Below are 18,786 nucleotides of genomic sequence, written 5' to 3'. Positions count from 1 at the left end.
GGCGAGCGATCAACTCCCGAGCGTCACGCCCTTCAGCTCAAGGAACCCGTCGCCCGTCAGGTGCAGGCCCTCGAGGTCCGAACGGAAGCCGAAGATCGGCGCCTGATGGTAGAGGTAGATCAGCGGCACGTCCGCTGCCACGATCGCCGCCGCCTTCTGGAACAGCGCCTTGCGCGCCTCGGGGTCGGTGGCCGAGCGCGTGTCGTCGAGGACGGCGTCGAGGTCGGGGTTGTCGTATTTCCCAACGTTGCGCCCGCCGGTGCTGTGCAGGACGGGCTGCACCAGCGTGTCGAGGTCGTTGGCGAACTGCGGGCCGATCGGTCCCCAGGACTCGAAATCGCCGTCCGCCGTCAACTGCAGGGTGGTGGCGAAATCGACGACGTCCAGCTTCGTGTCGAAGCCGGCCTCGCTGGACATCAGCTGCAGCATCTCGGCCACCCGCACCGGCAGGGTCCGGTTCGGCACCAGGATGCGGAGCGGCACCGGCGCGGTATGCCCGGCCTCCGCGAGGAGGGCTTTCGCCGCCTCCACGTCGCGCGGGGGAATCGGATGGTCGGCATTGTAGAAGGGCGAGCCCGGATCGACGAACTGGTTCGCCGCCAGGTACCGGCCCGCAAACGCCACATCCACGATCGCCTGCCGGTCCAGCGACAGCTCGAGCGCGCGGCGGACCCGCACGTCTTGGAGCGGGCCTTCGTTGGCCAGGTTGAACATCAGCGCCTGGTTGTTGGGCGCGCTCGACTGGATCAGGTCCAGCCCCTCGTCACCTTCGATCGTCTCATACATCGCCGGGTCGATCTTCTCGGCCAGATCCACGTCGCCCGACTGCAGGTTGGCGAAGCGGACCGAGTCGTCGGGGATGATGCGGAAGATGATCCGGTCGAAGGCGAACTGGTCGGCCAGCCGATACTCCGGGTCCTTCTCGAGGACGAGGTTGTCCTGCGCCACGCGGCTGACGAACTTGTAGGGGCCGATGCAGACCGGCGCCCGGCCGATGTTGTCGCCCTCGCGGTCCAGCGCCGCGGGCGACAGGATGATGCCGATTCGCTCGGCCAGCTTGCCCACCAGCTGCGCCGCAGGCTCCGACACCCGGATCACGACCGTATGCGGGTCCGGGGTTTCGATCGCCGAGATGCTCGACACGTCCGAATAGCGCTGCGTGCCGGGAACCATCGCCCGCTCGATATTGCGCTTGACCGCGGCCGAGTCGAACGGGGTCCCGTCCTGGAAACTGGCATCGCGGACGAGGTTGAGCGTCAGCGCGAGACCGTCCTCCGACCAGCTCCAGCTCTCGGCCAGACTGGGCACGACGTTGAGCTGCGGGTCGGTGGTCATCAGCCGCTCGCACATGGTGTTGAGGACGGTGATCCCCGTCTGGGCGGAGTTCGACACCGGGTCGAGCGCGTCCGGGTCGTCTGCCAGCGCGATGCGCAGATCGGCGGCACCTGCCGCGCCCGCCGACAGGCAGCAGCTCAGGAGGAGAGCCGCAACAGCTTTGGTCAGAGGCATCTCGTGTTCCCTGTCGATTATTATATGATCATAGATCAGAAAAGGCTGCGAGAGACTCGCATTGGAGTCAATCGGCAGCTTCGGCTCGCTGCTTCACTTTTCAGGACGAGAGGTTCGGCGCCCATGCTCGCGCTTCCGCCGCAATCCCCGATCAATCCCGACGCCGATGCCTACGCCGCCCGCTGCCTCGAACTGCATGCGGCCGCGGCCGCGCGGGCCGAGGCAGGGCGGATGCGGCTGATCGCAGATGTGGTCTACGGTCCCGACTACTGGCAAAAGGTGGATGTTTGGACGCCCCCCTCGGGCAGGGACCTGCCGGTCCTGCTGTTCTTTCACGGCGGCAACTTCACCCACGGCTACAAGGAGTGGTGCAGCCTCATGGCCGAGGCCGTCACCGGCTTTCCGGCGATCCTCGTTTCCGCCAGCTACCGGCTCGCCCCCGGAACGGCGCATCGGGATATCCTGGACGACTGTTTCGCGGCCCTGAAGCTGATGCGGGATCAGGCACTGCGGTTCGGGGCCGATCCGCGCCGGATCTACCTCGGCGGCCATTCCGCGGGCGCGCAGGCGGCGGCGGAGATGGCGTTGCGGCATGATCGCCGCGAAACCGCGGGGCTGTCCGACAGCGACATCCAAGGGGTCTTTCCGATCAGCGGCAACTTCCAGCGGCGGCTCGGCGATCTGGAGGCCGATCCGGCGCTGCGCGTCGGTGCCGATGATCCCGACAGCCCGGTCGAGCTGGTGACGGCGCAGGGCGCGCGGCACCCGTTCCTGATCTGCTGGGGCGGAGCCGAGAAGCCCTATGTTCACGAGGCGGGCGCCGCATTCGCTGCGGCCCTCGCGGCGGGCGGGCAGAAGGTCGAGACCCTGATCGAGCCGGGTTTGGACCACTTCGAGGTCCACCTGCGCGCGGGCGACCCCGCCGTGCCGTGGACGCGGCAGGTGCGGCAGCGGATGCTGGGCACGCCCTGACGGGCGCGCGCCGTCGTTCACACGTCGGTCACGATCCGCGTCAGCGCGTGGTTGGGATCGGTCAGGCCGTCCAGCACGTCGAAGTGGTGCCGGTCGGGCTCGGCATAGGCGCAGGTCGCGGCGCCGAGGCCGGTCCAGACGTTGGCGAGCAGCTCGTTCTGGCGCAGGAACTCGCTCCGTTCCGCGCCGCCGACCCAGGCGCAGATCCGGGCATGGCCTACCGGCCGCAGCAGGGCGGGGCTCTCGGCCAGGGCCTCGGCCTCGTCGACCCGCAGGTCGGCATTCAGCTCCGACCGCATGAGCGGGCGCAGGTCGTGCAGGCCGGAGATCGGCACGGCCACCCTGATCCGGTCGAGGACCGCGGCGGGAAGGGGCGTGCCGCTGCTGACCATGCGCGCGGTCAGGTGACCGCCGGCCGAGTGGCCGGTGACTGCGATCTGTCCCGGAACTTCCCCGGCCGCGCAGGCGATCGCGGCGGCGATCTGGCGGCCGATGTCGGTGATGCGGACCTCGGGGCAGAGCTGGTAGGACGGCATCGCCACGGCGAACCCGCGCTGCACCGCGCCATAGGCGAAATGCGACCAGTAGCTGCGATCGAGGCTTTTCCAGTAGCCGCCGTGGATGAAGACCACCAGGCCGCGCGGAGCGCCGTCCGGCAGGAACAGGTCAAGCGCGTGCCGCTCATGCGGGCCGTAGGAGATGCCGCCGCGGAACCGGCCGGCCGCCGTCATCGCCGCGCGGTAGTCGGCCGCAGGCTTCACCCATTCGTCCGGCCAGCGGTCGCCGCCGGCGATGTGGGGCGCGTTGGCGTAGGCGTCGGTGAAATCGTCAACCTTGTGAAAGATCATCGCTCGTCTTCTTGATCGGGGGAGATGAGGAGGTTGCCGTCCGGCTCGACCCGCGCGCTCCAGCCGGGGACGATCCAGACGGTGGTGTCGTCCTGCTCGATGATCGCCGGACCGGCGATCACGTTGCCAGCGGCGAGACCGGACCGGCGGCGGACCTCGGCCTCGACCCACTGGCCGGCGTTGAATACCGGGCGGCTTTGCGGGGGAGCGGACACGGACATGACCATCGGCGGATCGGGCAACTCGCCGCTCGGGGCAGAGACCGATACCCGCAGGGTCGAGACGCGCACCGCGTCGTCACGGCTGGAGAAGCCGTAGAGGCGCGCGTGTTCCTGATGGAACAGCTCGAGCAGCGCCGGGCCATCGAGTTGCTCGCGCTGATCCTCGGGAACGAAGACCTCAAGCGCATGGGCCTGATCCCCGAACCGCATCTCGGCCATCACCTGGAAGTGCAGCGGCAGGGCGCCGTTACCGTCCGCCTCAGCCCGCGCCCAGTCCGACGCCTCGGTCACCAGTTCATCCAGAACCAATGCGATCGGCCCGTATCCCTCGCCATCAGCCGTCAGCATGGCCGCGAGCGAGCGGGCATAGTCGCGGCGGACATCGGCAAGGGCCGCGCCGAGGGCGCAGAAGGTTCCCGGAGTGCGCGGGATCAGGACTTGGGGCAATCCCGCTTCGGCCGCCAGCATCGTCGCATGCGTCGCCCCGGCCCCGCCGAAGGCGACCAGAGTGAAGTCCCGGTGATCCAGCCCGCGCCGCGCGAGCAGCTTCGACAGCTCGACCGCCATCATCGCCGTCGCCACGCGCAGCGCCGCGGCCGCCGTCCTCGCGCCTGCGCCGGCGCCGTCGATCCCGAACCCTGCGCCGAGTTGCGACAGCGCCGCGGCCGCCGATTGCGCGTCAAGCGGCATCCGGCCCCCGAGGAAGGCATCCGCGGCGAGGATGCCCGTGGTCAGGTAGCAGTCGGTCACGGTCGGCGTCTCGCCTCCCCGCCCGTAGCAGACCGGCCCCGGATCGGAGCCGGCGCTTTCCGGCCCGACCTTCATCACGCCCTGCGCGTCGATCATGATCTGCGATCCGCCACCGGCGCCGATCGCCGTCACCGCGACAACCGGCAGGATCACCGGGAAGTCCCCGATCCTCGCCTCGTTCGTGTATTCGGGCAACGCGTCCAGCACGACCGCCATGTCGGTCGAGGTGCCGCCCATGTCCAGCGTCACCAGCCGGTCGCGCAGGCGCGCGGGTGCCTCGCGGATGGCCGCGGTCACGCCGGAGGAGGGGCCCGACAGCGCCGCCTCGATCGGCCGCGCCCGGGCCGAGGCCAGCGCGACGGAGCCGCCGTTGTTGGTGGTGATGAACAGCGGTGCGGTCAGGCCCAGCGCCGCCAGGCGTTGCGCCAGCCGGTCGAGGTAGCTTTCCATCAACGGTTGGACATAGGCGTTCAGCGCGGCGAGCATCGCACGCTCGTATTCGCGCAACTCCGGCCAGACCGCGGCGCTTGCCGTCACTGCCAGGCCGGGGAGGCGCTGCCGGATCGCCTGCGCCACCTCCGCCTCCAGCTCCGGGTGGCGGTAGGAGTTGAGCAGCATCACCGCCACCGCATCCACGCGCGTCGCCGCGATCCGCTCGGCCAGGGCGTCGAGCGCCGCCGCGTCCGGCCGCGCGTCGATGCAACCGTCAGCCATGATCCGCGCGTCGATCTCGTAGACCCGGTTGCGGGGGATCAGCGGCGTTTCGCGCTTCAGCGTGAAGTCGAAGGCCGAGGCCACGCGCGAGCGCGCGATCTCCAGCACGTCGCCGTTGCCCCGCGAGACAACCATCGCGAGACGCGCGCCGCGCCGCTGCAGGATCGTGTTCAGCGCCAGCGTGGTGCCGTGCATGATGCGGCTGACCTGCCCCGGAACGACTCCGGCCTTCTCCATCAGGCCTCGCAGGCCCGCCTCGACCGCTTTAGACGGGTCGGCGGGAACGCTGGGCTGCTTGTAGTCGATCCGCAGGCCGTCTCCCTCACGGACCGCGACCAGGTCATTGAAGGTGCCGCCGACGTCGATGCCGAGCCGCCAGTTCGCACTCATGCGTGCACCTCGCGTTCCAGGGCTGCGATCTCGCGCTCGAAGGCCGCGCGGGCGGACGCGGGGTCCGGCAGGTGCAGCGGCTCGTCGGATGCCAGGGCCGGAAGGGCAGCTTCGTAAAGGCGTCGGCGGCGACGCGCGCGGGCGGTCGGCGGCAGCGGCTCGAGCGCCTTGATCATCCGGCACACGAGAGCGTCGGTCAAGACGGCGTCCCAGTTCTCGCGGAAGCTGCCGGCGTCGATATCGTCAGACCGGATGCCCTCCCGCCCATCCCGAAACGCGGTTGTCGCCTTCGCATCCACCGCCTCGCCGCGGATCGCCACGCCGTAGTCGCAGGCTGCGGCCTCGATCGAGACGAAGCCCGACAGCACGTCCGCCAGCACCGCCTCGGGCGGGCGGCTGAACGGATCGCCGAAGCCGCCGCCACCGGGGGTCATGAAGGTGATCGTGTCGCCCTTGCGAAGCGGCAGCATGTCGATGCGCATCAGCTCGCGCTCGTCCTCGCGGCCGATGTTGACGACAACCCGGCAGTTCGGGGCCGGGCGCCCGCCGGCCCCGCCCCAGGGGGCGAAGCGGAACCGCTCCAGCCCGCGCGCCAGCACGCTGAGGTCGTCCTTGAGCATGCGGATGGTGTAGACCAGCCCGCAGCCGCCCCGCCATCGGCCGGGTCCGCCGGAATTGCAGCGCAGGCCGTAGTGCTCGACCAACACGGGGGCTTCGTCCTCGGTCCGCTCGATCGGCGAATTGCGCGTGTTTGACAGCCCCGCCTCGCGGCCATCCACCCCGTCCGAACCGTCGCGCGCGCCCGAGCCGCAGACGATCGACTGGATCACCATCGGCCGGGCCTCGCCCGTCACCGGGTCGTGGTCCACCAGAACCACCGGAAGCACGGTGCCGCCGCCCGCCACCGGGGCGAGCGCCGGATTGGCCAGGTGCAGCGCGCCCGACACCGTGTCGATGAGGCGCATCACCGTCGCATGGCGCACCCCGCAGGCAGCCGGATACTGCGGGTTGAGCACGCTGCCCGCCGGCGCATCCGCCTCGATGTCACGCAGCAGGCCGTGGTTGTAAGGTGCGGTAGGGTCGTGGCTGGTCAGCAGATGCAGGAGGCGGATGGTGAGATAGGGATTGCGCAGCCCTGCGGTCGGCAGGTTGAAGGCCGAGGCGAGCTGCGGGTCGGTGCCGGTGAAATCCAAATGGATGCGGGACCCTTCGCGCGTCAGGCGGCAGCGCAGCCGGACCGGGATGTTCGACACGAAATCGTGGTCCAGGTAGTCCCAGTAGTCGAAGCTTCCCTCGGGGATGAGGTCGAGGATCGGCCGCGCCTTCTCGCAGGCATAGTCCGCCAGCTGCGTCTGGAAGCCGATCACCGCGTCGTCCCCGTGAGCCGCTGCGATGGCGGCAATTCGGCGCTCGCCCGTCTCGAGGGCCGAGAGCATCGCGCGCACGTCGCCCATGTTGGTTCGCGGCGAGCGGCAGTTGGCGCGATAGATGGCCAGCACGCCGTCATCCATCCGGCCCTGATGCAGCAGCCGCACAGGCGGGATCTGCAGGCCTTCCTGGTAGATGTCGCTGAACCGCGGCGAGATGGAGCTGGGAACGCCGCCGCCTATGTCGGAGGTGTGCGCCATGCTCCAGCCGTAGCCGATCAGCCGCTCGCCATGAAAGAAGGGCCGCACCAACTGCAGGTCGGGCAGATGGGTCGAGAGCGCCCCGTTGGCGTAAGGCAGGTTGCTGAGGATCACGTCGCCCGGCGCAAGGTCCGGGAACGCTGCCAGGGTCGGACGCAGGTCGAGGTCCACGAAGGCCGAGACGCCGAGCATCTCGGGATAGGCGAAGGCCTTGCCGTCGAGACCGGCGATCGCTGTGGCGAAGTCCGAGACCTCCTTTACGTAGATCGTTCGGGCGCTGCGCTGCAGGGTCAGGCCCATCTCCTCGGCCGCGGCGGTGGTCTTGTGGCGGAGGATCTCGAATTCGGTTGCGTCGAGGGTCATGCATGTGCCCTGTCATGTCACCGATTTATGATCAAAGATCAGCCACGGTCTGTCAACAGGAACCGGGAGCGGCATGCGGGGCAGGATGCAAAGATGGTGGGAGCAGCTGGCCGGGAACGCTCGCGGAGCGATGCTGATGCTCGTCAATGCGCTGATCTATTCGCTGATGGTCATGATCATCAAGGCGGTGGCCCCGGAGGTCCCTCTGTTCGTCATCATGTTCTTCTCGGTGGCGACGCAGTTCGCCTTCATCAGCGGTCGCGCCGTTCGCCGGCTCGGGCCGCTGCTGATGCAGGGCGAGCGGCGGTGGACGCACCTGCTGCGGTCACTGGCGCTGATGCTCAGCATGCTGACCGGCTTCTACGCCGTGGCGCAACTGCCGCTCGCCGTCTCGACCTCGATCAGCTTCTCCAAGGCGATGTTCGTCACGCTCTTCGCCGGGCTGTTCCTTGCCGAAGCGACAGGCATCTGGCGCTGGGCGGCCGTCCTTGTCGGCTTCAGCGGGGTGCTGATCCTGTCGGATCCGACGGCCGGGCAGCAGATTTCCGTCCTTGGCCTCGCGGCCGGAGTCGTGTCGGCGGCGGCGGCGGCGGCCGGGGCGATCCTGACCCGGAGGCTGGCGCAGACGGACCCGGCCGAGGTGCTGCTGTTGAACCAGACGGCGATCGGGACGCTGATCCTCGCGCCGCTGGCGATCTGGAGCTGGCAGACTCCGGAGCCCGCCACGCTGATGCTGCTGGTGGCGACCGGGCTGCTGAGCGTTCTCGGCAACACCAGCATGATCGGCGCGCTTCGGGTCGGCGAGGCATCGGTCATCGCGCCGGTGGATTTCTCGCGCGCGATCTTCGCCGGCGTGTTGGGCTACCTCGTGTTCAGCGAGGTGCCGAACGCGCAGGCGCTGGCCGGCATGGCGATCATCGCGCTTGGGACGCTGATGTCGTTGCGGAGCGGGCGCGGGCGGTGATCAGCCTTTCCCGGTGTTGCGGACATAGTCCGGCAGCATCTGCCCGGCGATCGCCCAGTTGTCCCGCTCGATCTCGTGGAAGACGATGTTGATATGGTCCGCAGGCGATCCCGCGATATTGACCATCGCCGCATTTATGGCAGCGGCGATCGCCGCCTTCTGCTCCGGGCTGCGTCCGCGGACGAGGGTGATCTGCACGATGGCCATTACGCCAGGACCTCGGCGCCGCTACGGGCAAGCGCCGCCGCGACGGCCTGGAAATAGAGGTTGTCGCGGTCGCCCGCTGCGAGGTGGACGGCGAAATGGTCCGCGCCCTCGATCGGCAGGCGCCGCACCTCCATGCCGCGGCTTTCCAGCAGGTCCGCGAAGGCGGCGCCGTTCTGCGGGAAGGGATCGCGCTCCTTGGTGCCCCAGCACACCGTGAACGGGGCGGCGCTGCTGTGGTCGAACTCGGCGGCGCAGTCCGGGCTGTCGGAGGGAAGCCGCCGCGCGGGATCGGGATGCAGGCTTCCGGTTCGCGTGGCGTAGCTGCCGCTCATCGGCAGCACGGCCTTGATCGCGCCGTCGGGGATGCCCGCGGCGCGGCGCCGACCGGCATCCAGTTCCAGCCGTGCGGCGATGTTGCCGCCGGCGGAATGGCCGCCGATCACCAGCCGCCGCCGATCGCCGCCGAACTGCCCGATGTTGTCCATGACCCAGCGGATCGCCGCGCGCGCGTCGTCCATCTGCTGCTCGGAATGGGCCCGGGGAATGAGGCGGTAATTGGCCGAGACGAGGATCGCCGGCAGCGCCGTCACCGCCGGCGCCATGAAGCCGCACCACTCCTTGTGGCCGTGGGTGAAGCCGCCGCCATGCCAGAAGACGAAGACCGGCCAACCGGCGCCCGGCTGCGGCCGCGCATGGGGGAGGTAGACGTCCAGCCGCTGCTCGGGATCGGCGCCGAAGGGGATGTCGGCGATGCGAGGAACGCCCGAGGAGCGGAGCAGGGCGGTCTCGGCATAGGCGTCGGCCGCGGGATTGATGGGCGTCTGTTCCGGCAGATCTCTGGCAATCACGGCGGTCTCCCTTGGGCTATGATCTTCGATCAAATCCGCTTCCGGCGCCCGGCGCAAGCGCCTCACAGACGGCCGGCGTCCGGCTGCGTCTGCGCCCACTGCCGCAACAGCCGTTCCTGCGCGGCGAGGAACCGCGCCGGTGCGCCTTCGAGCTTGCGCCCGGCGCGGAGGATCAGGCTGACGCTCGTGCGCTCCATCTCCACGCCGGCAATCGGGATCGCGACCAGGGCGCCCCGCTGCAACTCGCTCCAGACCGACAGCCGTGGCAGGATCGTCAGCGCGCCGCCGGTGCGGGCGAGGTCCAGCATCATGAAGATCGAGTTGGTCGTGACCGCCGGCGCGAGATAGCGGCCGCTGCCGGCCTCGGCTTCGGCGAGGATCTGGCGGATGCGGAAGCTGCGCTCCATCAGGCAGAGCGGATAATCGTGCAGGTCGGCGATCGACACCTGCGCGGCCTCGGCCAGGGGGTGGTCGGGCGCCGCGATGACCATCAGCGGTTGGGCGATCACGTTGCGCACCTGCAGCTTCGGATCGTGCGGGATCTGGAAGACCAGCCCCAGATGCGCCTCGTCCTCGGCGACCATCCGCGCGATGTCCTGGCTGGTTCCCACGATGATGCTCAGCTGGATGCCGGGATGGTCCTGGCGGAAGCGGGTGATCATGTCGGTGAGGCTGCGGCCCAGGAAACCCTCGCCGACCGCCAGCGTCACCTCACCTGTGCGAACCGCCCGCAGGTCCGCCAGCCGCGCGTGCAGCGCCTCGCGGTCGGCGAGCTGGTTGCGATAGTGCTCCACCACGATCTCGCCCGCGCGTGTCAGGCGTATGCCGCGCCGGCCCTTCTCGACGAGGGCGGCGCCGTAGTGTTCCTCGAGCTGGGCGATCTGGCGGCTGATGGACGAGGCGGCGACGTCGAGCCGGTCGCCCGCCGCACGCATGGACCCCGCGCGCAGGGCCTCCAGCAGATAGCGCAGGCCGGTTTCGGACATGCAGGCTTCCTCCGCAGACGGGTCTTAGTGATGCGTTGCGCTCAGCGCAACGATTGGCGCGGTTGCATGTCATTGATGCGGTGGCGGTCCTGTGGCGATTTGCCGCAAAGAGAAGTTGGGCCGCCCGGCGGCCGACCCGACCGGCTACCGCGGGGCCGAGCCGTATCCCGGTTCGCCCCGGCGCATCTCGCCAACAGGAAGGAGCACGTGATGAACACCCGTTCGATCAACCCGTGGAACTGGCAGGACGGCTTCGGCTTCGCCCATGCGACCGAGGTCAGCGGCGCCAGCCGCATGCTGACCCTCTCGGGCCAGTGCGCGACCGGGCCTGACGGCGCCCCGCAGCATTCGGGCGACATGAAGGCGCAGCTGAAGCTGGTGCTGGAGAACCTCGGCCGCGTGCTGGCAGACGCCGGCATGACCTACGAGAACGTGGCCGGCATCCGCGTCTACACGACCGACATCGACGCCACGCTCGCCAACTGGGGCGAGATCGTCGGACCGTTCAACGCCCTTGGCCACCGCCCGGCGAGCACGCTGGTGCAGGTCGCCCGCCTCTTCTCGCCCGATCTCCTCGTCGAGATCGAGGCGACCGCCCTGGCCTGAGGAGTGACGACCATGCTGCGCGGCATCCACCATCCTTCGATCACCACCGCCGATCTCGACCGGCTGCTGGCGTTCTACCGCGACCTTCTCGGCTTTGAGGAGGTCTTCTCGTTCGGCTGGGAATCCGGCACCGAGATGTCGGCCTTCGCCGGGACCATCACCGGCGTTCCCGATTCCACAGCGCGCTCGGTCCTGCTCAAGGCCGGCAACGCCTTTCTCGAGATATTCGAATACAAGGCGCCCGAGTCGCAGCGGACCGACGACCGCGCCCTGTCGCAGGGCGGCTATTCGCACATCTGTCTCGACAGCGACGACGTGATCGCCGACCACGCTCGCCTCGCTGAGGCTGGGATCGCCTTCAACGCGGCGCCGATCGACGTCGGGCCGATGCGGCTGTGCTACTGCCGCGACCCGGACGGGAATTTCGTCGAGCTGCAGCAGATCACCGATCCGCAGAGCGATCTGGTGCTGACGTCCGTCGTGAACTGACAGCTGGGCCGGGGAGGGCCTGAACGATGTCCAAGAAGCTTCTGATTTCGGCGTTGATGGCCGGCAGCCTGCTGGCCGGCGCCGCCAGTGCCGCCGACTTGCGCTTTGCGCTATCGGATGACCCCGACGCGCTCGACCCGGTCTCGAACACGACCGCCACCGGCATCACCGTCCTGACCACAATGTGCGAGCGGCTGCTCTATACCGACCCGCAGCTCAACATCCAGCCGGGCCTCGCCGAGAGCTGGGACTGGTCCGACGACGGCCTGGCCCTGACGCTGAAGCTGGCCAGCGGCGTGACCTTCCAGGACGGCACGCCGTTCGATTCCGCCGCCGTCAAGGTCAACCTCGACCGCGCCCGCGCGCCGGGAACGCAACGCCATTCCGACCTGCTCGCCATCACCGAGATCGAGACGCCGGACCCGCAGACGGTGATCATCCGCGTGGCGCAGCCGGCCGTGCAGCTGCTGGGGACCTTGGCCGAGCGCAACGGCATCTACATGTCGCCCACTGCGCTCGAGCGCGAGGGCGACAACATCGGCCGCGCCCCGGTCTGCGTCGGGCCCTACAAATACGTGGACCGCGTCGCCCAGGACCGCATCACGCTCGAGAAGGACCCGAACTACCGCTTTGCGGACGACTACGCGTTTGACCGCGTGATCTTCCGTATCATCCCCGCCGACGGCGTTCGGCTGGCGAACCTGCAGTCGGGCGACGTGGACATCATCGAGAAGCTCGACCCGGCGCTCGCTGAGTCGGTCAAGGCCGACCCCAATCTTGCCATGTTTCAGAACTACGCCGCCAACTCGCAGGCGCTGATGTTCAACCTAGAGGCGCCCGGCCCGTTCCAGGACGTGCGCGTGCGCCGCGCCTTCGAGAAGGCGATCGACCGGCAGGCGATCGTGGATGTGGTGTTCTCGGGTTACTACCTGGCCGCGAACCAGTTCGCGGCCCCGGATTCGCAGTTCTACAACACCGACCATCCGATCACGCCGCGCGACGTCGACGGCGCCAAGGCGCTGCTGGCGGAAGCCGGAGTGACCCAGCCGGTGCCCATCACGCTGCTGATCCCGAACCGGCCGCTGTCGGTCCGGGTGGCCGAAATGATCCAAGGGATGACCTCGGAAGCAGGGTTCGACACGAAACTGAACGTGGTCGATTTCGCCACCACGCTGCAGCTGACGTCGGACGGCCAGTTCGAGGCCTGGGGGCCGATCGGAGGTCAGTTCTCGAACGATCTGGACGCGGTCGCCGCGCAGGTGCTGCATTCGGCGGGTGGCCGAAATGTGGGCAAATACAATAGCCCGGAGATGGATCGGCTGCTGGAGGCGACCCGCGCCGCGGTAGACCCGCAGGAGCGGATTGCGCTCTTCCAGCAGGCGGCGGAGCAGGTCATGGAGGACCTGCCGCTCATCTACCTCTACCACCAGGCCCCGATCTTCGCGCATCGCGCCGATCTGACGGGCGTTCAGCTGACGGGCGATGGCTTCCCGCTGCTCCGTAATGCCAAGTTCGGCGAGTAATCACAGTCTGAAACCGATGCCGGCGTGCCCTCGAGGCGCGCCGGCCCATGGCGGGTAGCCGGCGGGCAGCCCGCGGTTTCGTCGCTGCAGCGCCCGAACAGCCATCTGGAGAACACAAGTGGTAGAAGACAAGCGATCCCGCGTGAACTGGCAAGGCTACCTTCCCGCGATCACTACGCCCTTCGCCGAGGACCTGTCGTTCGACGAGCCGGGTCTTGGCATGCTGCTGGAATGGCTGCACGGCGAGGGCATGCACGGGCTGGTGCTGGCTGGCACGACCGGGGAATGGACCAGCATGAGTCCGGCCGAGCGTGCCCGCCTGTTCGAACTGGCCGGGGCCCAACTTGGCGGCAAGCTGCCGCTGATTGGCGGCTGCTCAAGCTTCACACCGGGCGAGAGCATCGCCTTGGCCAAGCATGCGAAGGCTGCCGGCCTCGACGGCATCCTCCTCACCGCGCCGCCGTACCTGCGACCGAACGACGACGAGATCGTCGACTTCTACACCACAGTCGGTCGCGCGGCGAGCATGCCCATCTGTGTTTACAACTGGCCGCCGGGAACCGGCATCGACATGCCACTCTCGCTGTTGGAGCGCTTGGCCGAGATCGACGCCGTGGTGGCCATCAAGCAGTCCACGCCGGACTTCACGCGTTTCGCGGAAACATTCTTTGCACTCAAGGACAGGGTCCGGGTCTTCGGCTTCCCGATGAACGAACTGGGCCTCACGATCCTGCGCCTGCATGGCGGCGACGGCACCATGGGGGCAGGAGGCGTGCTGGGACGGACGCAACCTGGTTTCTACGACCACCTCTGGGCCGGCGACATCGAGGCGGCGCGCGAATGCGGCCTCAAGGACCGCGTCCTGATGCGGGAATGGTATACTCCAGAACTGACCGGCCGGTTCGGCTCGGGTCCCGCGATCCTGAAGGCCGCCCTAGACGCGCGCGGCGTGCCCGGCGGCCGGGTGCGCCCCCCGCTTCGTGACGTGAGCGGCGCTGATCGCGAGAAGATCGCAAACACGATGCGGGAGCTCGGCATGATCTGAGGTGCGGGCGAGGCAGCCGTGATGGGGCGAATTCTGGCCAGGAATGACTTCAGATGCTTCCGAAGGTCGGGCCTGCCATCCGGCCTGGATGGCAGTTGTCGGCGCGACGCCAGCACCATAAGCAGGTCCGTGTGTGTGTTGGCGGTTGCGCCTCCATGTTTGGAATCGAGCGCCTGCTAGGTGTATGGTCCCGCGAAGAGGTGATACACCGAACGCCTCTTTGATGGAGGCGATGTGGGACAGGTTCTACACGGCAGCGCCCGAACGCCGGAGGCGGTCCGTCGAGCGATACAGCGGAGTGAAAAAAGCGTAAGGACGCTGGCCCGGCGATACTCGATCAGCCCGACGACCGTGCAGAAATGGCGCAAGCGGGACCACGTGTCCGACCGGCCTATGGGGCCTTCGTCCCCGAAGTCATCCGTGCTCAGTGCTGAGGACGAGGTCATGATCGTCGCCTTCCGACGCACAGCCTGCTGCCGCTGGATGACTGCCTCTACGCCCTGCAGCCCACGATCCCGCATCTGACCCGGTCTTCCTTGCACCGGTGCCTGCAGCGGCATGGCATATCCCGTCTGCCGGACATGGACGGCGACAAACGACCCGGAGGCAAACGCCCGCGCCTGGGAGGGCGGCTGGTTCCACACGGGCGACGTCATGCGGATGGGGCGGGACGGCAGCCTGAACTTCGTCGAGCGCAAGAAGAACATCATCCGCCGCTCGGGCGAGAACATCGCCGCGATCGAAGTCGAGGGCGCACTGGCTTCGCACCCGCAGGTCGCCCAGGTGGCGGTGGTAGCGGCGCCGGATCCGATCCGGGACGAGGAGGTGCTGGCTGTAGTGACGCTGAAATCTGCGGTGCCGGACGAAGCGGCCATGTCTAGGGAACTTCTGTCCCACGCCGCGGGCGAACTGGCCTACTACAAGGTTCCAGCTTACGTGCTTTTTGTTGACAGCCTGCCTACAACCTCAACGGGCAAGCTGCAGAAGGCGGCACTAAAGGAAATCGCCGCCGACCTAAGCGGTCAGCCGCCGGCCTATGACCTGCGCGGGCACAAACAAGGCTTGCGCAAGACGCTCGCGCGCTGATGACAGATTGGGTGCACACCGTTTACCGGGACAGCTTCCGCCAGCCGGCCGGAGTGCTGGCTTTTCTTTCGATAAGCGGCTGAAGCTCGGTCGTTTCCGCGGCTCGCTCCCGGCGCCCCACGTCCCGGATGGCTCACCATAAGGCCGTTCCACTAGTGAACAGCGGGACGAGCACGGCGCCGCGAGTCACATACCGGATAACGGCATGTTGGAGGCGTTCGGAAGACACTGAAGCAAGACTACGTCCAGGTGACGCGGTGCCGAATGCCCAAGCCGTCTTCGAAGTGATCAGAGGGATCTGCTGAAGGCCGAGTTCCCGGACATGGAGTTCGTCGAAATCGCCCGGCCCGCGATGCGGCTGCGGATGATGAAGTCACCGGAGGAGATCGAGCACATCGAGAAGATGGCGCGGATCGCCGATCTCGGCGGCGCGGCCGTGGTCGAGGCCGTCGCGGTCGGTGTGCCCGAATACGAGGTGGCGCTGCATTCGACCGCGACGATGGTGCGCGAGATCGCCCGAACCTGGCCGCATGCCGAGCTGATGGATACCTGGACCTGGTTCCAGTCGGGCATCAACACCGACGGCGCGCACAACCCGGTCACCTCGCGGCGGATCGAGCGCGGCGATATCCTGTCGCTCAACTGCTTCCCGATGGTCTCTGGCTACTATGTCGCGCTTGAGCACACGCTGTTCGCGGAGACCGCGACCGAAGAAAACCTGCGGCTCTGGGAGTTCAACTGCCGCGTCCACGATCGGGGCAAGGAGTTGCTGATTCCTGGTCGACGCTGCAGCGAGGTGGCGCGGGAGTTGAACGAGCTCTACGCGAGCGCCGATCTGCTGCAATATCGCAGCTTCGGTTATGGGCACAGCTTCGGCGTGCTCTGCCATTACTACGGCCGCGAGGCCGGGTTGGAACTGCGGGAGGACTGCGAGACGGTGCTGCAGCCCGGCATGGTCGTCAGCATGGAGCCGATGATCACGATTCCCGATCATCTGCCCGGCGCCGGCGGCTATCGCGAGCACGACATCCTTGTCATCACCGAGACCGGCAGCCGCAATATCACCGGCTTTCCCTACGGCCCCGAGCACCTGATCGTCGGCGCCAAGGCCGCGGCCGTGCACGGGAGCCCGCAACTGCCGACACCTGAAGCCAGCCGCGGCAAGCGGCGAATCACAACGCAAACAGCATCCAGCAGGGGAAGCATGCCATGAAGAAGACCCTCGGTCTCACTACCGCGCTGGCACTCCTCGTCACCGCCGGCTCGGCCCAGCAGATCACCGTGATGTCTTGGGGCGGCACCTATGCCCGCAGCCAGGTCGAAGCCTATCACAAGCCCTTCCACGCGGCGACCGGCATCACCGTCGTCTCGATCGACACCGACAACCCGGCGATCCCGATCAAGGCGCAGGTCGAGGCGAACAACGTCACGACCGACGTGGTGGATGTCGAATATGCCGACGCTATCCGGCTCTGCGACGAGGGGATGCTCGAGGAGATCGACCCGGCCGTCCTGCCGCCCGCCCCGGACGGCACGCCCGCAACCGAGGACTTCCTGCCGCAGGGGCTCCATGAATGCGCGGTCGGCTCGATCGTGTTCTCGACCATCTTCGCCTATGATGCCACACGCTTCCCGGAGGGCGGCCCGCAGACCATCGCGGACTTCTTCGACACGGAGAAATTCCCCGGCAAGCGTGGGCTGAAGCGGGTGCCCAAGGCGATGCTGGAGATGGCGCTGATGGGCGACGGGGTGCCGGCGGAGGTCGTCTATGAGGTGCTCTCCACCCCCGAGGGGATCGACCGCGCCTTCGCCAAGCTCGACACGATCAAGAACGATGTCGTCTGGTGGGAGGCGGGCGCCCAGCCGCCGCAGCTGCTGGCCGATGGCGAGGTGGTCATGACCGCCGCCTACAACGGCCGGATCTTCAACGCCGCGGTGACCGAGGACAAGCCGTTCGAGATCGTCTGGGACGGACAGGTCTACGAATACAACCTCTTCGCTATTCCCAAGGGCGCGCCGAACCCGGAGGCGGCGCTCGAGTTCATCAAGTTCGCCACCGGCACGCAGCGGCTGGCCGATCAGGCGCAGTGGATCGGCTACGGACCGGCGCGGAAATCCTCGGCTGAACTCGTCGGGCTCTACCATGACGGCAAGACGGAGATGGCGCCGCACATGCCCACCAATCCCGAGAACATGAGGAATGCGCTCGGGTCGTCCTACGAGTTCTGGGTGGACCACGAAACAGAGCTGACCGAACGGTTCAACGCCTGGCTCTCTGCCGGCTGACGAGGGGGGGAGCGGTCGATCGTGGCGCCGACGCGGTGACGATCACGGAGGTGGTGGCGAGCGCGATCGAAGCGGCTGATATCGTCACACCCAACACATCAATCGAGGTAGGCTACGGCGGTTGACTGTCCCCGCAACCAGATTCCTTCCTTAAAGTCAGTTACTTACGAGGTAAGCGCCTCCCCGGCCCCCTCCTGCCGTTGCTGACCGAGGCATGCGACTGATCCTTGGGTGCTCACGGGATTGGACGTCGCGATGGACGGCTACTTGGACGGCTCTTCAGACGGCTTTTCGGGCCGCATCGACGTGATCGAGGGGCGCGGTCGGCGCCTGCGGAGCGAGGTGGAGCGTGCCCGGATCGCCGCGGAGAGCCTGATGCCCGGGGCGAAGGTGGTGGATGTCGCGCGCCGTCATGGCGTGACGCGCTGGCAGGTCTACGACTGGCGCCGGAAGCTGGCCGCCGGGAAGCTGGCGATCCCGGCTTCGTCGATGAACGAAGCGTCGTTTGCCGCGCTGGTGGTGGAGGCGCCTCCCCCCACGATCACTGCCGTCGGACACAAGTCGGCGAGCACGATCGAGTTGGTGGTCGACGGGGTCAGCATCCGCATCGGCGCCGATGTGGACGAGGTCCGACTGTCGCAGGTGCTCCGGGCGGTGCGGACGGCGTCGCGATGATCGCCGCGCACGGGCAGCTTCGGGTCTACGTGGCGACCCGGCCGGTGGACTTCCGGAAGGGCATGGATGGCCTCGCCCTGGCGGTCCAGGAGATGATGGGCTGGATCCGTTCTGCGGCGCGGCCTTCGTGTTCCGCGCCAAGCGGGCCGACCGGATCAAGGTCCTGATCTGGGACCGGACGGGCATGGTGCTGGTGCACAAGCGCCTGGAGGGCGGCGCCTTCGTGTGGCCGCAGGCGCGGGACGGCGTGATGCGGATGTCGCCGGCGCAGTTCGCGGCCCTGTTCGAGGGGATCGACTGGCGGCTCGTCCGGCCGGAAGCGACCCGGCGCCCGCAACTCGCGGGCTGACCTGCGGCCGAATGACTCACGCGCGCGTTCGGCATGGTCATCGGCGCAAGCCTGTGTCCTGATCGGGCCCATGCCCGCCGCCGCCCTCGCCGAAGAGAACGCCCGCCTGCGGGCTCGGCTTGCCGAGACCGAGGCGGCGCTTGCGGATGCGCAAGAGGCGCAGCGGCGTCTGGAGAGCATCGTCAGCGAGCTGCGGCGGGTGACCTGCCCCCCGTAAGCTCCCTCGCCGTGATGTAGAGTCTGCCCGACCTGAAGGAGCAGACGAGATGAGGAAAAGCCGCTTCACCGATGCGCAGATCATCGGGATGATCAAGGAACAGGAAGCCG

18 protein-coding genes and 2 pseudogenes are annotated in these 18,786 nt (G+C 68.0%); 13 read left to right on the top strand and 7 right to left on the bottom strand.

Annotated features, from left to right (window positions below; genetic code table 11):
* Positions 1-9: 9 nt before the first annotated feature.
* Positions 10-1,509, bottom strand: a complete 1,500-nt coding sequence (locus tag GI374_RS14545; RefSeq protein ID WP_154337789.1) for an ABC transporter substrate-binding protein — start codon at positions 1,507-1,509, stop codon at positions 10-12.
* Between the two features lie 123 nt (positions 1,510-1,632).
* Between GI374_RS14545 and GI374_RS14540 the strand changes: the two genes are divergently transcribed.
* Positions 1,633-2,481, top strand: a complete 849-nt coding sequence (locus GI374_RS14540; protein WP_195759936.1) for an alpha/beta hydrolase — start codon at positions 1,633-1,635, stop codon at positions 2,479-2,481.
* 17 nt (positions 2,482-2,498) lie between these two features.
* Here GI374_RS14540 and GI374_RS14535 read toward each other — a convergent pair whose 3' ends face one another.
* The 3 genes from GI374_RS14535 to GI374_RS14525 are packed head-to-tail and all read right to left on the bottom strand — an operon-like array spanning position 2,499 to position 7,395.
* The gene (locus GI374_RS14535; RefSeq protein ID WP_154337787.1) at positions 2,499-3,329 is read right to left on the bottom strand and encodes an alpha/beta hydrolase; all 831 of its coding nucleotides are present in this window, start codon (positions 3,327-3,329) and stop codon (positions 2,499-2,501) included.
* Positions 3,326-5,404, bottom strand: coding sequence for a hydantoinase/oxoprolinase family protein (locus GI374_RS14530; RefSeq protein WP_154337786.1), 2,079 nt, complete (start codon positions 5,402-5,404; stop codon positions 3,326-3,328). Before GI374_RS14530 ends, GI374_RS14535 begins: the two co-directional genes overlap by 4 nt.
* Positions 5,401-7,395: a hydantoinase B/oxoprolinase family protein gene (locus GI374_RS14525; RefSeq protein ID WP_154337785.1), complete on the bottom strand. Its 1,995-nt coding sequence runs from the start codon at positions 7,393-7,395 to the stop codon at positions 5,401-5,403. Before GI374_RS14525 ends, GI374_RS14530 begins: the two co-directional genes overlap by 4 nt.
* A 136-nt stretch (positions 7,396-7,531) precedes the next feature.
* On the opposite strand from GI374_RS14525, the gene GI374_RS14520 reads away from it, so the two are divergent.
* The gene (locus tag GI374_RS14520; protein WP_229583336.1) at positions 7,532-8,359 is read left to right on the top strand and encodes a DMT family transporter; all 828 of its coding nucleotides are present in this window, start codon (positions 7,532-7,534) and stop codon (positions 8,357-8,359) included.
* On the opposite strand, the gene GI374_RS14515 is transcribed toward GI374_RS14520, so the two are convergent.
* The 3 genes from GI374_RS14515 to GI374_RS14505 form a co-directional block, all read right to left on the bottom strand.
* Complete coding sequence (locus tag GI374_RS14515; RefSeq protein ID WP_154337783.1) at positions 8,360-8,566, bottom strand: tautomerase family protein; 207 nt, start codon at positions 8,564-8,566, stop codon at positions 8,360-8,362.
* A complete protein-coding gene (locus tag GI374_RS14510) occupies positions 8,566-9,414 on the bottom strand; it encodes an alpha/beta hydrolase (protein WP_195759934.1) in 849 nt (282 codons plus the stop codon). The genes GI374_RS14515 and GI374_RS14510 overlap by 1 nt, the downstream gene beginning before the upstream one ends.
* A gap of 62 nt (positions 9,415-9,476) precedes the next feature.
* Positions 9,477-10,400 (bottom strand): LysR family transcriptional regulator, encoded by a 924-nt coding sequence (locus tag GI374_RS14505; RefSeq protein WP_229583332.1) that lies wholly within the window; start codon positions 10,398-10,400, stop codon positions 9,477-9,479.
* Between the two features lie 210 nt (positions 10,401-10,610).
* Between GI374_RS14505 and GI374_RS14500 the strand changes: the two genes are divergently transcribed.
* The 11 genes and pseudogenes from GI374_RS14500 (at position 10,611) to GI374_RS14450 (ending at position 18,676) form a co-directional block, all read left to right on the top strand.
* A complete protein-coding gene (locus GI374_RS14500) occupies positions 10,611-11,006 on the top strand; it encodes a RidA family protein (protein ID WP_154337781.1) in 396 nt (131 codons plus the stop codon).
* Positions 11,007-11,018: 12 nt separating this feature from the next.
* Positions 11,019-11,495 carry a VOC family protein gene (locus tag GI374_RS14495; RefSeq protein ID WP_154337780.1) on the top strand — a complete coding sequence of 159 codons (477 nt, stop codon included), beginning with the start codon at positions 11,019-11,021 and terminating at the stop codon, positions 11,493-11,495.
* A gap of 26 nt (positions 11,496-11,521) precedes the next feature.
* On the top strand, positions 11,522-13,018 hold the full coding sequence (locus GI374_RS14490) for an ABC transporter substrate-binding protein (RefSeq protein WP_154337779.1): 1,497 nt from the start codon (positions 11,522-11,524) through the stop codon (positions 13,016-13,018).
* Positions 13,019-13,136: 118 nt separating this feature from the next.
* A complete protein-coding gene (locus GI374_RS14485; RefSeq protein ID WP_370515375.1) occupies positions 13,137-14,063 on the top strand; it encodes a dihydrodipicolinate synthase family protein in 927 nt (308 codons plus the stop codon).
* A gap of 234 nt (positions 14,064-14,297) precedes the next feature.
* Positions 14,298-14,659: pseudogene (locus GI374_RS14480) on the top strand (IS481 family transposase); the annotation flags it as partial.
* A complete protein-coding gene (locus GI374_RS14475) occupies positions 14,622-15,149 on the top strand; it encodes an AMP-binding protein (protein WP_154337778.1) in 528 nt (175 codons plus the stop codon). The pseudogene GI374_RS14480 and the gene GI374_RS14475, both read left to right, overlap by 38 nt.
* Positions 15,150-15,444: 295 nt before the next feature.
* Positions 15,445-16,254, top strand: a pseudogene (locus tag GI374_RS14470) (M24 family metallopeptidase); the annotation flags it as partial.
* A gap of 104 nt (positions 16,255-16,358) precedes the next feature.
* A complete protein-coding gene (locus GI374_RS14465; protein ID WP_154337777.1) occupies positions 16,359-17,435 on the top strand; it encodes an ABC transporter substrate-binding protein in 1,077 nt (358 codons plus the stop codon).
* Between the two features lie 255 nt (positions 17,436-17,690).
* Complete coding sequence (locus GI374_RS14460; protein ID WP_154337776.1) at positions 17,691-18,110, top strand: transposase; 420 nt, start codon at positions 17,691-17,693, stop codon at positions 18,108-18,110.
* The gene (gene tnpB / locus GI374_RS14455) at positions 18,052-18,459 is read left to right on the top strand and encodes an IS66 family insertion sequence element accessory protein TnpB (protein ID WP_229583330.1); all 408 of its coding nucleotides are present in this window, start codon (positions 18,052-18,054) and stop codon (positions 18,457-18,459) included. The genes GI374_RS14460 and tnpB overlap by 59 nt, the downstream gene beginning before the upstream one ends.
* Before the next feature lie 70 nt (positions 18,460-18,529).
* On the top strand, positions 18,530-18,676 hold the full coding sequence (locus GI374_RS14450) for a hypothetical protein (protein WP_154337775.1): 147 nt from the start codon (positions 18,530-18,532) through the stop codon (positions 18,674-18,676).
* The last annotated feature ends 110 nt before the right edge of the window (positions 18,677-18,786 follow it).

Source organism: Paracoccus sp. S-4012, assembly GCF_009674885.1.
GTDB lineage: Bacteria > Pseudomonadota > Alphaproteobacteria > Rhodobacterales > Rhodobacteraceae > Paracoccus.
The sequence above is the reverse complement of the archived record's forward strand: the minus strand, read 5'-3'. Positions and strand labels throughout refer to the sequence as shown.

Excerpts from the sequence above, each read along its gene's own strand:
- GI374_RS14545 (WP_154337789.1), bottom strand. The coding sequence starts at position 1,509 with ATGCCTCTGACCAAAGCTGTTGCGGCTCTCCTCCTGAGCTGCTGCCTG.
- GI374_RS14540 (WP_195759936.1), top strand. The coding sequence starts at position 1,633 with ATGCTCGCGCTTCCGCCGCAATCCCCGATCAATCCCGACGCCGATGCC.
- GI374_RS14535 (WP_154337787.1), bottom strand. The coding sequence starts at position 3,329 with ATGATCTTTCACAAGGTTGACGATTTCACCGACGCCTACGCCAACGCG.
- GI374_RS14530 (WP_154337786.1), bottom strand. The coding sequence starts at position 5,404 with ATGAGTGCGAACTGGCGGCTCGGCATCGACGTCGGCGGCACCTTCAAT.
- GI374_RS14525 (WP_154337785.1), bottom strand. The coding sequence starts at position 7,395 with ATGACCCTCGACGCAACCGAATTCGAGATCCTCCGCCACAAGACCACC.
- GI374_RS14520 (WP_229583336.1), top strand. The coding sequence starts at position 7,532 with ATGCTCGTCAATGCGCTGATCTATTCGCTGATGGTCATGATCATCAAG.
- GI374_RS14515 (WP_154337783.1), bottom strand. The coding sequence starts at position 8,566 with ATGGCCATCGTGCAGATCACCCTCGTCCGCGGACGCAGCCCGGAGCAG.
- GI374_RS14505 (WP_229583332.1), bottom strand. The coding sequence starts at position 10,400 with ATGTCCGAAACCGGCCTGCGCTATCTGCTGGAGGCCCTGCGCGCGGGG.
- GI374_RS14500 (WP_154337781.1), top strand. The coding sequence starts at position 10,611 with ATGAACACCCGTTCGATCAACCCGTGGAACTGGCAGGACGGCTTCGGC.
- GI374_RS14495 (WP_154337780.1), top strand. The coding sequence starts at position 11,019 with ATGCTGCGCGGCATCCACCATCCTTCGATCACCACCGCCGATCTCGAC.
- GI374_RS14490 (WP_154337779.1), top strand. The coding sequence starts at position 11,522 with ATGTCCAAGAAGCTTCTGATTTCGGCGTTGATGGCCGGCAGCCTGCTG.
- GI374_RS14475 (WP_154337778.1), top strand. The coding sequence starts at position 14,622 with ATGGCATATCCCGTCTGCCGGACATGGACGGCGACAAACGACCCGGAG.
- GI374_RS14465 (WP_154337777.1), top strand. The coding sequence starts at position 16,359 with ATGAAGAAGACCCTCGGTCTCACTACCGCGCTGGCACTCCTCGTCACC.
- GI374_RS14460 (WP_154337776.1), top strand. The coding sequence starts at position 17,691 with ATGGACGGCTACTTGGACGGCTCTTCAGACGGCTTTTCGGGCCGCATC.
- tnpB (WP_229583330.1), top strand. The coding sequence starts at position 18,052 with ATGTGGACGAGGTCCGACTGTCGCAGGTGCTCCGGGCGGTGCGGACGG.
- GI374_RS14450 (WP_154337775.1), top strand. The coding sequence starts at position 18,530 with ATGCCCGCCGCCGCCCTCGCCGAAGAGAACGCCCGCCTGCGGGCTCGG.